This is a genomic window from Streptomyces sp. NPDC058086 (assembly GCF_042885015.1).
Lineage (GTDB): Bacteria > Actinomycetota > Actinomycetes > Streptomycetales > Streptomycetaceae > Streptomyces.
In genome coordinates this window covers 151,302-164,813 of the sequence record NZ_JBHVST010000015.1, presented here as the reverse complement: position 1 = coordinate 164,813, position 13,512 = coordinate 151,302, and the positions used below count along the sequence as shown (strand labels likewise).

General features: G+C 70.0%; 12 protein-coding genes. 8 read left to right on the top strand and 4 right to left on the bottom strand.

The features are described 5' to 3' along the window. Positions 1–310: 310 nt before the first annotated feature. A complete protein-coding gene (locus tag ACFVWD_RS15010) occupies positions 311–1,150 on the bottom strand; it encodes an AraC family transcriptional regulator (protein ID WP_389596295.1) in 840 nt (279 codons plus the stop codon). Between the two features lie 92 nt (positions 1,151–1,242). On the opposite strand from ACFVWD_RS15010, the gene merB reads away from it, so the two are divergent. The 3 genes from merB (at position 1,243) to ACFVWD_RS14995 (ending at position 3,200) form a co-directional block, all read left to right on the top strand. After that, entirely contained in the window at positions 1,243–1,950 is a 708-nt protein-coding gene (gene merB, locus ACFVWD_RS15005; protein ID WP_389596294.1) for an organomercurial lyase, read from the top strand. 195 nt (positions 1,951–2,145) lie between these two features. Further along, a complete protein-coding gene (locus tag ACFVWD_RS15000; protein ID WP_389596292.1) occupies positions 2,146–2,478 on the top strand; it encodes a metalloregulator ArsR/SmtB family transcription factor in 333 nt (110 codons plus the stop codon). Then, on the top strand, positions 2,475–3,200 hold the full coding sequence (locus ACFVWD_RS14995) for a DUF2071 domain-containing protein (protein ID WP_389596290.1): 726 nt from the start codon (positions 2,475–2,477) through the stop codon (positions 3,198–3,200). Before ACFVWD_RS15000 ends, ACFVWD_RS14995 begins: the two co-directional genes overlap by 4 nt. Positions 3,201–3,546: 346 nt before the next feature. On the opposite strand, the gene ACFVWD_RS14990 is transcribed toward ACFVWD_RS14995, so the two are convergent. Continuing rightward, complete coding sequence (locus ACFVWD_RS14990; RefSeq protein WP_389596288.1) at positions 3,547–5,031, bottom strand: trypsin-like peptidase domain-containing protein; 1,485 nt, start codon at positions 5,029–5,031, stop codon at positions 3,547–3,549. Positions 5,032–5,297: 266 nt separating this feature from the next. Between ACFVWD_RS14990 and ACFVWD_RS14985 the strand changes: the two genes are divergently transcribed. From ACFVWD_RS14985 to ACFVWD_RS14975, 3 genes are all read left to right on the top strand, one after another. Continuing rightward, entirely contained in the window at positions 5,298–6,107 is an 810-nt protein-coding gene (locus ACFVWD_RS14985) for a glycerophosphodiester phosphodiesterase (RefSeq protein ID WP_389596287.1), read from the top strand. Between the two features lie 137 nt (positions 6,108–6,244). Beyond that, positions 6,245–6,883 carry an ATP-binding protein gene (locus ACFVWD_RS14980; protein WP_389596286.1) on the top strand — a complete coding sequence of 213 codons (639 nt, stop codon included), beginning with the start codon at positions 6,245–6,247 and terminating at the stop codon, positions 6,881–6,883. Positions 6,884–7,185: 302 nt separating this feature from the next. After that, positions 7,186–8,151, top strand: coding sequence for a DUF5926 family protein (locus ACFVWD_RS14975; RefSeq protein WP_389596284.1), 966 nt, complete (start codon positions 7,186–7,188; stop codon positions 8,149–8,151). A gap of 263 nt (positions 8,152–8,414) precedes the next feature. Here ACFVWD_RS14975 and ACFVWD_RS14970 read toward each other — a convergent pair whose 3' ends face one another. Continuing rightward, positions 8,415–9,086 (bottom strand): hypothetical protein, encoded by a 672-nt coding sequence (locus ACFVWD_RS14970; protein WP_389596283.1) that lies wholly within the window; start codon positions 9,084–9,086, stop codon positions 8,415–8,417. Between the two features lie 55 nt (positions 9,087–9,141). Next, positions 9,142–9,807 carry a bifunctional DNA primase/polymerase gene (locus ACFVWD_RS14965; protein ID WP_389596281.1) on the bottom strand — a complete coding sequence of 222 codons (666 nt, stop codon included), beginning with the start codon at positions 9,805–9,807 and terminating at the stop codon, positions 9,142–9,144. 481 nt (positions 9,808–10,288) lie between these two features. On the opposite strand from ACFVWD_RS14965, the gene ACFVWD_RS14960 reads away from it, so the two are divergent. Both ACFVWD_RS14960 and ACFVWD_RS14955 read left to right on the top strand, forming a co-directional pair. Then, on the top strand, positions 10,289–11,824 hold the full coding sequence (locus ACFVWD_RS14960) for a PP2C family protein-serine/threonine phosphatase (RefSeq protein WP_389596307.1): 1,536 nt from the start codon (positions 10,289–10,291) through the stop codon (positions 11,822–11,824). 151 nt (positions 11,825–11,975) lie between these two features. After that, positions 11,976–13,463 (top strand): aminopeptidase P family protein, encoded by a 1,488-nt coding sequence (locus ACFVWD_RS14955; protein ID WP_389596280.1) that lies wholly within the window; start codon positions 11,976–11,978, stop codon positions 13,461–13,463. Positions 13,464–13,512 lie beyond the last annotated feature (49 nt).

The window sequence follows — 13,512 nt, the reverse complement described above, 5'->3', positions numbered from 1 at the left end:
TCCTTGTCCACGCGGCAGGGCAGGTTCCCGTGGCGTGCGTCACACGGTCAGGAGACATGGGGCTCCGCGGCCAGGCTCGCACATCACGGCCGCCGCCTCCGTGGGCCGAGCGACATCTCGGGCGGCAGCGAGTACTGGGCGGCACGGCAGTTGAGCAGCAGAGCAGGTGGCGTTGCCAGGTTGCATGGAGGTCTTGTCAGGCGATCGCCGACACGACGTGCTCGGCCGCCACTCGGCACGTTTGAGCGCGTTGGCCGGTGACAGTGCGACTTTCCCAGATGGATGACACTTGGCTGAGTGCCACTCGGGGTTACGGCACCTGTTGGGGCGCCGCTTGATAGGCAGCGGGGGTGACGCCGTAGGTGCGGGAGAACCATCGGGTGAGATGGGCTTGGTCCGCGAAGCCGGCCTCGGCGGCTGCCGTCGATGGCGCCGTGCCCTTCGCCAGGAGCGCGCGGGCTCGGCGCAGCCGCACATCGCGTTGGTAGTCACTGGGTGCGAAGCCGTACGCCGCGCGGAAGCCCCGGTACAGCGCGAAGCGACTGCATCCGGCCACTCGAGCCAGGTCTTCTGCGGCGATGTTCTCGGCGAATCGCTGCCGTAGCAGACCGCGGGCCCGTGCCACAGCAGCCAGACCCACCCTGCTCTGCTGATCCGGCGGGCGCGCCGGACGCGTGGCGGCGTCGCGGGTCAGGGCCAGCACGGCGGCGGTGAGGCGCTCGTCGATGACCAGTCGGGGCGCGTTCTCGACGACCGCGGTGTGGAGGCAGGCCACGGATCGGGCCAGGGCCGGGTTGTCCACCACCGGGGTGTCGAAGAGCGGCAATCCGGCGTTGCCGGGAGCCGCGTCGGCGAGAACGTCCCGGACAAGATCCTCGCCGAGGTGCAGCATCCGGTAGCGGTACCCGTGGTGGACGGCCGACTGTCCGTCGTGTGGCTCGTCCGGATTGAACGCCATGACCAGTCCCACCGCACTGACGTGCCGCTCTCCCCTGCACACGAACGACTGGGCGCCGTCGTCGGTGACTCCGAAGGAGTACGTGTCGTGGGCGTGCATCGGATAGGCGTAGTCCTCGAAGCGGGCGTCCATGACCTCCAGCGCAAGCCCGGGAACCCGCCAGTAGGCGGCGCGCTCTCTGGAAGGCGTCATGTCCTAATTGTGCCGCACGAGCGTTCAAGCCTCCGGACCTCCTCGACGCGCACTCTGGACCCATCGCCGCGACCAGCGAAGGAATCACAAGAATGACCGGGAACGTCTCAGCAGCACCGACGAGCCTTCAGGGGACAGAGAGAGTCCGCCTGGCCGTCTACAACGGATTCGCCCGCACCGGCCGTGCTCCGAGCGTGCCGGAACTCGCCGCACTCACCGGACTCGCCCCCGACCAGGTGCGTCAGGAACTGCGCACCCTTCACGACAGTCATGATGTGGTCCTGGACCCGCAGGACAACGACCAGGTCGTGATGGCCCACCCCTTCGCGTCCGTGCCGCTCGGCTTCTCCGTCATGGGGGCGCACACACTGTGGTGGGGCGGGTGCGCCTGGGACTCGTTCGCCATGCCCCACCTGCTCCGGGACGAGCCTGACGTCTTGGTCGCCACCCGCTGTCCGGCCTGTGACACCCCGCACGCCTGGGTGGTCGGCCGAGACGCACCCCCGCAAGGCGACCAGGTAGCCCATTTCCTCACCCCCATGCACCGGGCCTGGGACGACGTCGTGCACACCTGCGGCAACCAACGCCTGTTCTGCTCCACCGACTGCGTCGGCACATGGCTGCGGCGGACGGGCCAGGAACGCGGCTACGTCATGGATCTGGGCACCCTGTGGCGCTTCGCCGGCGACTGGTACACCGGACGCCTGGAACCGGGCTACACCCGCCGCGACCCCGCCTCCGCCACCGCCTACTTCGCCAAGGTCGGCCTGCACGGATCCTTCTGGGGACTGCCCGACTAAGGTCCCCGTCCGCTTGCCGCCCCCTTGAACGACCTTCCGGTGTCAAGTACAGCGATCCGATCCACAGAGCCGACCTGGTCAGCCCGCCGCTCTGGTGTCACTTACCGCGCAAAGTCGCAGACAGGCGCCCGCTCGACCAGGGGAAGGGTGTCGAAGTGCTTGTTAGGTATTTAGCTAAGGTGCTAAATATTGGCCATGACAGGAGCCCAGGACGAGGCGGGGGCCTTCCGTGCGCTCGCTGACCCAACGAGACGCCAGATCCTTGAAGACCTCAGGGGTGGCGAGCTCGCGGCCGGTGAGATCGCGAGCAGGTTCGCCATCAGCGCGCCATCCGTCTCACGGCATCTGGGTGTGCTCAAGAGTGCCGGGCTTGTCACCGAGCGCCGGGACGGCAACCGGATCCTCTACACGCTGGCCGAGGAACGCCTGGCGATCTGCATCGGGCGGTTCCTCACCGTCGTGTGCCCAGAGCAAATCGTGCTGCGTCACACCAAATGGCGCCCCGGGGCGCAGAGCGAGGGATCATGAGGCAGCCACACTTGTCCAGCGTCGTTGAACGACGGCTTCTGGTGAACTACCGGGTCGCCCCGGACGCCGCGGCACGCCTGCTCCCCGAGCCCCTGCGCCCGCATCTGGTGCACGGTTACGCGGTCGCGGGCATCTGCCTGCTGAGGCTGGGAAGCGTGCGGCCCACCTGGGCACCCAAGGCGGTCGGCCTGCGGAGCGAGAACGCGGCCCATCGGATCGCCGTGGAATGGGACGGACCGCACGGGGTGGAGACCGGCGTCTACATCCCACGGCGCGACACCGCCTCGCGGCTCAATGCCTGGGCCGGAGGCCGCGTCTTCCCCGGCGAACACGGCCGCGCCGATTTCGAGGTGCACGAGACACCCGGCCAAGTGCATGTCGCCTTCGCGACACGGGATGGCGACACCCGAGTGGATGCCACTGTCGAGCTGTCCGACGAGTTGCGGGGCAGTGAACTCTTCGCCGACCTCGCAGAGGCTTCCCGCTTCTTCCAAGGTGGGAAAAAGGGCTTCTCGGCCACCAGGTCCGGCCGTCACCTGGACGGCATGGAACTGCACACCGACGCCTGGCACGTGGAAGCCGGCCGGGTTCGCTCCGCCGCGTCGTCCTTCTTCGACGCCCCAGACCGGTTCCCGTCGGGGAGCGCAACCCTGGACTGCGCCCTGGTCATGCGGAACGTCCCCGCCAATTGGTCTCCCCTACCGGTCATGCCCGTCAACTGAGGCGCTCAACTCGCCAACTGAGGCGCTCAGTCCATCGGCCCGACGAAAGCACAGGTCGCGGCCAATCCCGCGGCCCGACATCCGGTCCACGCCTGGTCCACACACGCTGATCCACAACGTGACGGAGCCGGATCAAGGTGAGACAGGCTCCACGCAGAAGGGGTGCCTCTCAGCGAGAGGCACCCCTTCTGACCAGCACGTCTATGACCTGCGGTGGCGGTGCGATCCGAGCCCACGGAGACGCTTTCGCGTCCTCACGTTTTTCAAGACCGTTCCCTTAGGCCGCTCGGGCAACCCACCCCGCGCCACCGGCAATCGTCGGTGGCGCGGGGACAAAACTAACCGGTCAGCTGTCGCCGTCACGCTGTCCGAGGGTGACCTCGGCGGTGTGGGTCTTTCCGTCGCGCGTGTAGGTGAGCTTGACGACGTCGCCGGGCTGGTGGGTCCAGATCTCGCCGATGAGGGTCGGGCCGCTGTCGATCACCTGGTCGTCGAGCTTGGTGATGACGTCGCCGGGCTTGAGACCGGCCTTGTCGGCGGGGCCGCCGGAGGTGACCGCCGCTGAGCCGCTCGCGCCCTGCTCGGTGATCTTCGCGCCGCCGGTGCCGTCCTCGAGGGAGACCGAGGCGCCGATCACCGGGTAGACCGGCTTGCCCGTCTTGATCAGCTGCTGGGCGACGTGCTTCGCCTGGTTGATCGGGATGGCGAAGCCGAGGCCGATGGAGCCGGACTGGCTGGTGCCGCCCAGACCGCCGCTGCTCGAGGACTGGATCGCCGAGTTGATGCCGATGACCGCGCCCTGGGCGTCCAGGAGAGGTCCACCGGAGTTGCCCGGGTTGATCGAGGCGTCCGTCTGCAGGGCGCTCATGTAGGAGGCCTTGCTGCTGGCACTGCCGTCGCTGGAGGCCACGGGGCGGTTCTTGGCGCTGATGATGCCCGTGGTCACCGTGTTCGAGAGGCCGAAGGGCGCTCCGATCGCGATCGTGGAGTCGCCGACCGCCACCGAGTCGGAGTCACCCAGGGTGAGCGGCTGCAGGTCCGACGGCGCGTTCTTGAGCTTGATGACCGCGACGTCGTAGCCCTGCGCGTGGCCGACGACCTCGGCGTCGTACTTCTTGCCGTTGGGGAAGGTCGCGGTGAGCTTGCCGCCGTCGACCGCGTCCGCCACGACGTGGTTGTTGGTGAGGATGTGGCCCTGGGTGTCGAAGACGAACCCGGTGCCGGTGCCGCCCGAGCCGCTGCTGCTCTCGGCCTCGATGGTGACGGTGCTCGGCAGCGCCTTGGCGGCCACGTTCGCGACCGTGCCCGAGGCCCGCTTCACGTCACCGCTGCCGCTCGGCGCGGAGACCGTCGTCGAGTCGGTGGAGCTGTCGTTGTTCTTGGCCAGCGAGTAGCCGATGCCGCCGCCGACGCCGCCCGCGACCAGCGCGGCCACCAGGATCGCCGCGGCCAGGCCGCCGCGCCGGTTCTTGGGCTTCGGCGTGGGCTGCCCGTAGGAGGAGCCCCAGCCGCCCGCTCCCGAGCCGCCACCGTCCGCGTACGACGGAACGGCGGGCGGCGGGGGCGGCCAGGCCGCCTCAGCGGCGGAGAGCGGCGCTCCGGGCGCCCCGGAGTCGTGTCCCTGCGCCCCGGGAGCCCCGGCACCGAACGACGCGTACGCCGGTGTCTGCTCCGGTGCGCCGGGGGCGCTCGGAGGCACCGTCGGGATCTGGGCGGTCGGCGCGCCCCCCTCGGGCGGAGCGCTCTGCGCGGAAGCAGCGGGAGTTTCCACCGGCACAGGAGGTGCGGACGGGGCCGGGGGTACTGCAGTGCCCTCGTTCTCGGTGCTCACAGCTCTTCTCCTCGGTCCACGGCTGTTGTTCTCGGTCGCACTCGGTCACGCTCACTCACGCTTGTCAGACGGTCCGGCGCGATGCAGCTGTGCTGGTGTGCATGTGCTTTTTGTACGCCGTCAGCTTTTCCCACGGGACGTCAGAGCACCATAAGCGGTGGCTGTGGGTCCAGGACCATCCTTTATATCGGGCCTTTTATACTAAAAGAAACATTCCTGGTGTCTCGGCCCCCACGTCGGCGCCGTGACGGTGGCACCATGACGCGGTGACCCACGCACGACAGCACCCGATTCAGGTCGTCGCCCACCGCGGGGCCTCCGAAGAGGCTCCCGAGCACACCCTGGCCGCGTACAAGAAGGCGATCGAGGACGGTGCGGACGCCCTTGAGTGCGATGTACGGCTGACCGCGGACGGACATCTCGTCTGCGTGCACGACCGCCGCGTCAACCGTACGTCCAACGGCCGCGGAGCCGTCTCGGCCCTGGAGCTCGCCGAGCTCGCCGCCCTGGACTTCGGCTCCTGGAAGAACCGCGACGAGTCCCCCGACTGGGAGTACGGCCCCGGGGACCCGGAGGACACCTCCGTCCTCACCCTGGAGCGGCTGCTCGAACTCGTCGCCGACGCGGGCCGCCGCGTGGAGCTGGCCATCGAGACCAAGCACCCCACGCGCTGGGCGGGCCAGGTCGAGGACCGGCTGCTGCTCCTCCTGAAGCGCTTCGGCCTGGACGCGCCGGCGAGCGCCGCCGCCTCTCCGGTGCGCGTCATGAGCTTCTCGGCGCGCTCCCTGCACCGCGTCCGGTCCGCGTCTTCGACGCTGCCGACGGTCTATCTGCTGCAGTTCATCTCGCCCCGGCTGCGCGACGGACGGCTGCCGGCCGGTGTCCGGATCGCGGGCCCCTCGATGCGGATCGTACGCAGTCACCCTGGATACATCGAACGGCTGAAAAGAGCCGGTCATCAGGTCCACGTCTGGACGGTGAACGAACCCGAGGACGTCGATCTCTGCGTTGAACTGGGCATCGACGCCATCATCACCAACCGCCCGCGCGCGGTGCTGCACCAACTCGGCCGCTGACCTCGCGGCTCACCGTCCGGAAAGCACCGCTCGAAGCGCCGGCAACGGCCGTCCGGCCACGTCAATCACCGCCGAGATCCAGCCACATGGTTACAGGGAGTGCACCGGCGCGTTCGTTCCGTGTTCGATCGTTACGAGTGCGTCAGCACACGTGGATTGGCCGGTTTCCGGTCCAGTCCAAAGGGGCATCCACTCCGTGGCGTGGGGCAAAGGAGGTCTCGGGGGTGGCGTTGGTGGTGGCACGGGAGGTGCCCACGTCGTCGAGCATGGCCGTTCCCCATGGCCCTGCGGGCGTGGGGAGAGCAAGACATCGGATGCGCGACCAACTGCGCACCGGTGGAGTGACGGAATCGGTCATCGACGACGCCGTACTGATCCTTTCCGAACTTTTGAGCAATGCGTGCCGACACGGCAGGCCCCTCGGCGACGCCCTGGCCGGGGACGGCGACGTCCGGGCCGCTTGGCGCGTCGACGCGTCCGGGAGGCTCACCGTCGAGGTGACGGACGGCGGCGGTCCGACCCGCCCGGTTCCCGCCACGCCCTCGGTCACCGCGCACGGCGGCCGTGGGCTGAACATCATCACGGCGCTGGCCAAGGACTGGGGCGTACGGGACGACACCCGCGGAGAGGTCACCGTGTGGGTCGTCGTCCAGGACGACGTGACGGACACGGCCGCCGCGCGCCGGCGGGACGACTTCGCTACGCGCGTCGCGTCACCGGGTGTGGCGGGGCTGCCCGGACTGGACTTCGCGGACGTCTTCGACGACTTGGACTGACGACCGCGCACGGACCGAACACCCACCACACCCACCACACACCGGACGGACCGACCACCACACGCACCGCACACCGGACGGACCGACCACCACACGAACCGCACGGACCGGACGGACCGACCACCGCGCACACCAGGACGGGACGGGGGAGGAAACCCCCGACAGGACGGGGGAGGAAACCCCGGACGGAAGGCTCTGTTCCGGGACGACTCGGTGCGTTGTCCACAGGGTCCCAGCAGCCGACGTACGAGCGGCTAGGCTCGCGCCAGTACGAGACGAGCCGTGATCGGGAGACACCCACGATGGCCAAGAAGCGACCCCAGACGAAGGCCAAGCAGCCTCAGCTCAAGGACGGGGAGATCCCGGTAGTCGGCGCTCGCGAGCCCTGCCCCTGCGGCAGCGGCCGCCGCTACAAGGCCTGCCACGGCCGGGCGGCCGCACACGCGGTGACGGAGCTGGTCCAGCGCCCCTTCGAGGGCCTGCCGAGCGAGGGCGACTGGGTCGCGCTGCGCGAGCTGGTACCCGCCGCGACGGTCGAGCTGAAGCTCAAGGAGGGCCTGCCCGAGGGAGTTCCCTCGGTGACGCTCGCCACCGTCCTGCCGATGGCCTGGCCCGCGCTGCGCCGCGACGACGGCTCGGTCCTGATCGGCCTGCAGAACGACACGGCGTCCGGCGACATCAGCCGCGACCTCGCCGACACCCTCCAGCGCGCGCTCACGGCGCGGCCCGGCACCCCGATCCAGGGCCGCCGCGCCCCGGCCGACGGCCCGCGACTGCAGGAACTGCTCGACCCCGAAGGCACGTTCGAGCCAGTTGTGCACTCGGGCTTCGAATTCTGGGTCCCGGACGCGGAGCACTCGACGCCGGAGGTCACCGCCTCCCTGGAGCGGGCCAACGCGGCGGCGATCCCGACCGTGAAGCTCTCCGGCGTGGACGCGGCGTACTGGTGCGAGACCCCCGACAAGAACCACCTGCGCTGGGTGATGCCGTACCCGGAGGAGCAGCTTCTGGACGCGCTCGCGCGGCTGCACGCGGCCGGTCGCTCGAACCTCGGCGAGGGCACCCGGCTGGTCGGTTCCTTCCGTGCGCACGGACTCACGGTGCCGGTCTGGGACCTGCCGACAGGCGTCACGGCCGACGATGTGGAAAAGCCGGCGGCCGAGTTCGCCGAGCGCCTCGCGACCGCCCTGGCCTCGGATGCACCGCTCACCGTGGACGAGCGGCGGGCACGGGGCGGCCTCACGAACCGACAGGTCACGCTCAGCTGACACACAGCGGGGACACTGACCGACCGGTCAGCTGGTCGCTGCTTCGCGGAACAGGTGACTCCTGTCACAACTCCCGGTGGTGACAGGTAAATCCGTGTCCGAATAGCCGAGATCGAATTTGCGAACCGCCGATCTCTTGTTACCGTTCGAGTAGCCCGGTTGCTGGTGCATCCCCCGTCGCCAGCAACCGGGTCTTTCCATGTACGGATTTCCCTGCGGCGTCAACCGCCTTGCTACGGGGCCGAGTTGCTCCCCGAGGCGCCCTACGGACCGCTCTCCGGTCCGCTTCCCCAGGTACTCTCGGAATCGCTCCCCGAGGCGCTCTGCGCCTCGCTTCCCGACCGCAGCAGCATCGGCCCGCTCCCGGCGCTCCTCGCGAACTCCGCGACCGCCGTGTACGCCCCCACACCCCCCGCAGTACGCCCTCTGGGCGTCTCGCACACCCCCGGGTCGTCCTCGGCGCCCACCACGCAGTTCATCTCCACGGTGCGGCCACCGGGGCCCATGAGGCTCAGTGCGGAGCTCAGCGCGTCACCGGTCACGTTGCGGTAGTAGGTGCGCGCCCAGGTGTCCTCCCCCTGGGTCATGACACAGGTCTGCGCCTCGATGCCGTCGGGGGAGGAGAGTTCCGGGCCGCAGCGGGCGGCGGTGGCCCGGCCGAGGCCCAGGAGCCGGGGCACGGGCGCGGAAGCGGGAGGGGTCGCGGAAGCGGAACGGGGAGCGGCGGGGGCGGCCGTTCCCTTGTCGTCGATCGTCCGGGACGCGCGTAGGGCCTCGGAGCTCCCGTCACCGACGGGTCCTGCGGAGGCCACGGTCAGTGGCAGGGCGACCGTGAACACCACGAGGCCCGCCAGCGCCACCAGGCGAACCCTTTGGAAGTCCGGCTCGGCGCGTAGAGACGATGGGGCTCTGTGTCCCCCGGAATGACGCTGCATAGTGCGGAACATAACGAGCGTGGGTGGGCGCGCGGCTCACCGCGCGCCGGGCACCCTACAACTCGGGCGCGCTCACACCCGTACGAGTGAGCGCCTCCACCACCGCGTCCACCACGGCCTCCACATCGGGCACCCAGGGCGCGGCCGAGCCGGGCAGTGGTGCGCGCTCCCAGCGGATCTGGCCCTGGCCGGTCTCGGACGGGGGCAGCGCGATGTAGCCGCCCTCGCCGTGGAAGCGCAGGGACCCCGGCACGAAGTCCTTGGCGTAGAGGAGCTCGCCGAGCTGCTCCATGGAGTAGGGCGCGACGAGGATCGCCCAGCGCGTGGGCGCCGCGACGACCGGGCCGAGGCGCATGCCCGTGCGGTCGAGCGCGTCGAGTGCGCGGGCCGCCGCGAGGGCGGGCAGGCTCACCGCGCAGGGGGCCATGCCTCCGGTGGCCAGCACGATGGGTGCGGACGGCCGGTTGGTCCACCACCAGCGCACCATGCGCTCGTCTGTGGTGGCCGCGAGGAGGCCGGGGTCGAAGGGGTGGGCACCGGGCACCGTGCACTCCGGGTCCGGGCACCCGCAGCGGGCACGCCCCTGCGGGTCCGGTGCCACACCCGGGAGTACGGGCCACTGCCAATCGGCCGCGAAGGTCAGGGCCGCGCTGAGCATCTCAGGGCTCCCGTTGTTTCGCCTGGACAGGAGCCTGCGTCGCCTTCCGAGGATCTCGCGCATGAGCGCTCGTTCCTTTCCGTTGCACGCCTGGCAACACCGTGGATCACATCACACCATGTGTCGATCACTTCACTGTGCGTACCTGCTGGCGCATCACACCCTTGCGTGAGGCAAGGGGAACCCATCTGGGCCGAGCGTTGGCTGCGTCCGCGTCCATACTGCGTCTGTCTAAAGCATGGGCATGGCGTGGGGTGGCGGCGCCTGGCGATTTGCCGTCCCGCTGTCTCTTGCCGCCTCCGCCACGGGAGGATGGGGCACGGTCGTCGGTGGTTAAGACGCCCGGGTCCGTCGCCAGGTTCCGGGCGGATCCCAACCACCCCTGGCCTTCACCGAGTACGTACCCATCACGACCGCTGTGACGCTCCGTCGAACGAGGCCAGTCGACCTCAATGACCCGTTACCCGAGTCAGTTTTAAGCCAACTTTGCTTTCCCGCAAGGGTTACCGAGGGTCTCATGGACACCAGGAATCCCAGCAGGACAATGCTGGACATCCCCTCACGAGTGCGTGTACATGTGGAGACACCGCTAGCGGCGCAGAACGACATGGGGGTTTGCGATGCTATTGAGCAATACGCACCGGTCGGAAAGCCGGACGCCATGAACGCCCCTCACGTTCCGAAAGTGGCCGGAATCGATTCAACGGTTCCCGCGCCCGCACACACTGTCGCGCCGACGACGTCCGTCACGGGTTCCGCGACGGGTTCCGCAACGGGCTCTTCTTCGGCCACCTCGTCCACCGGCCCCGGAGCCGTTCTCCAAGATCGGCTCGCCGGCTGGGTGTCCGACCTCACCACCCTCCACGAACTCACCGAGCGCCTGGTGCGCACCGCGACACTGAGCGACGCGCTGCAGGAGCTGCTGCGCGCCGGAGCCGCCCTCGTGGGCGCCCGACGCGGTCTCGTCGTCATGGAACCGGGCGACGGACTCGGCCCGGACACCACCATCGGCCTGGGACTCGCCCGCGCCGACCTCGGCCACATCGAGACCGTCCCGCGCAGCGCCATGTCGTACGGCAGGATCCTGGACGGACTGCCCGGCGGCGAGGGCGAGATCTCCCAGCCCGACCTGCTCTCCGAGGACGGGCTCGACCCCCGCCACCGCGAGGTGGCCGCGCGGCTCGGCTACGCCGCGAGCTACGCGCTGCCCCTGTCCACCAAGGCGGCGGGCCGGCTGGGCGCCGCCGTATGGCTCTACGACGAACCCGCCGAACCGGTGGAGCGCCAGCGCCACCTCGTCGGCCTCTACGCCCGCTACGCGACCGAGCACCTGGCACGGCTGCTGGAACTGGACCGCACACGCGCGTGCATGAAGACGATCTCCCGGGAGCTGCTTCCGCCGCGACTGCCCCGGGTCTCCGGTGTCCAGCTCGCCGCCCGGCACCGCACGGGCCCGCGCGGCGGCGGCGACTGGTACGACGCGCTGCCGCTGCCCGACGCCGCGCTCGGCCTCGCGGTCGGCTCCGTCACCGGGGCCGGGCCCAGCGCGGTCGCCGCCATGGGCCGGCTGAGGGCCTCCCTGCGGGCGTACGCCGTGATGGAGGGCGAGGACCCCGTCGCCGTCCTGTCCGACCTCGAACTGCTGCTGCGCCTGACCGAGCCCGCCCGTTCCGCGACCGCCCTCTTCGCGTACTGCGAGCCCGCCCTGCGCAAGGTCACGCTCGCCGGTGCCGGACACAGCCCGCCGCTGGTGATCGGCGCGCGGCGCACCGAGTTCGTGGAGACCTCCCTGTCCGCACCCCTGGGCATGCTCGCCTGCTGGGAGGCGCCCAGCGTCGAACTGACGGCCGAGCCCGGCGAGACTGTGCTGCTCTACACCGACGGCCTGCTGCACCGCACCGGCGACCCCATGGACCGCGCCTTCGCCCGGCTGCACGCGGCGGCCGCCAGCGTCCCCAGGACGCTGCGTGAGGACCCCGGCGCGCTCGCCGACCATGTTCTGCGGTCCATGCTGCCGGACGGGCTGGACGAGGCGGACAGCGCGGAGGACGTCGTACTGCTGGCGGCGCGCTTCGAGTGAGGCCCTCGGGCCGCGCGGCTGAGCTCTGCGCGTAACAGGACTTCCGGCCCTGGGCCCACCTCTGTACGACCGTACGATGATGGGTGTCCCCCTGCTCCGGCACAGCGGAGAACTGGGGGGAAGGTCCAGAGTCGTATCTAGGAGGCAGACCGTGTCGGAGGCGCTCAACCCGGAGACCCCGGAAGCCGTGCTCGACGATGCCGCTGACGAAGCGGGCGAAGAAGAGCCGATCAAGCAGCGCAAGAACGGCCTGTACCCGGGCGTGTCCGACGAGCTCGCCGAGAACATGAAGTCCGGATGGGCCGATACCGAGCTGCGCGGCCTCACGCCGATCGCGCAGGCCGAGTACACCGCCGCCCGCCGCGCCGCGCTCTCCGCGCGCTTCCCGGGCGAGCGCCTGGTGATCCCGGCGGGCAACCTGAAGACCCGCTCGAACGACACGGAGTACCCCTTCCGCGCCTCGGTCGAGTACGCGTACCTCACCGGCAACCTGACCGAGGACGGCGTCCTGGTCCTGGAGCCCACCACCGACGGCCACAAGGCGACGATCTACCTGCTGCCGCGCTCCGACCGCGAGAACGGCGAGTTCTGGCTGTCCGGGCAGGGCGAGCTGTGGGTCGGCCGCCGACACTCCCTCACCGAGGCCGAACAGCTGTACGGCATCCCCGCCTCCGACGTACGCGAACTGGCTGGCAAGCTGCGCGAGGCCACCGGACCGGTCCGGGTCGTGCGCGGCTACGACGCCGGCATCGAGGCGGCCCTGACCGACAAGGTCACCGCCGAGCGCGACGAGGAGCTGCGGGTCTTCCTCTCCGAGGCACGGCTGATCAAGGACGACTTCGAGGCCGGCGAGCTGCAGAAGGCCGTCGACTCGACGGTGCGCGGCTTCGAGGACGTCGTGAAGGTCCTGGACAAGGCCGAGGCGACCAGCGAGCGCTACATCGAGGGCACCTTCTTCCTGCGCGCCCGGGTCGAGGGCAACGACATCGGCTACGGCTCGATCTGCGCCGCCGGCCCGCACGCCTGCACGCTGCACTGGGTGCGCAACGACGGGCCCGTGCGCTCCGGAGACCTGCTGCTGCTCGACGCGGGCGTGGAGACGCACACGCTCTACACCGCCGACGTCACGCGCACGCTGCCGGTCAACGGCCGCTACAGCGAGATCCAGAAGAAGATCTACGACGCCGTGTACGAGGCCCAGGAGGCCGGTATCGCGGCCGTGCAGCCCGGTGCCAAGTACCGCGACTTCCACGACGCCGCGCAGCGCGTGCTGGCCGAGAAGCTCGTCGAGTGGGGTCTGGTCGAGGGTCCGGTCGAGCGCGTCCTGGAGCTGGGTCTGCAGCGCCGCTGGACCCTGCACGGCACCGGCCACATGCTCGGCATGGACGTCCACGACTGCGCCGCCGCACGGACCGAGACGTACGTGGACAGCACGCTGGAGCCGGGCATGTGCCTGACCGTCGAGCCGGGCCTGTACTTCCAGGCGGACGACCTGACCGTCCCCGAGGAGTACCGGGGCATCGGCGTGCGCATCGAGGACGACATCCTGGTGACCGAGGACGGCAACCGGAACCTGTCGGCGGGGCTGCCGCGCCGCTCCGACGAGGTCGAGACGTGGATGGCGGCCCTGAAGGGCTGACGTGGGGCTGATGTAGGGCTGACGTAGGGCTGATGGCCGGGTACGAGAA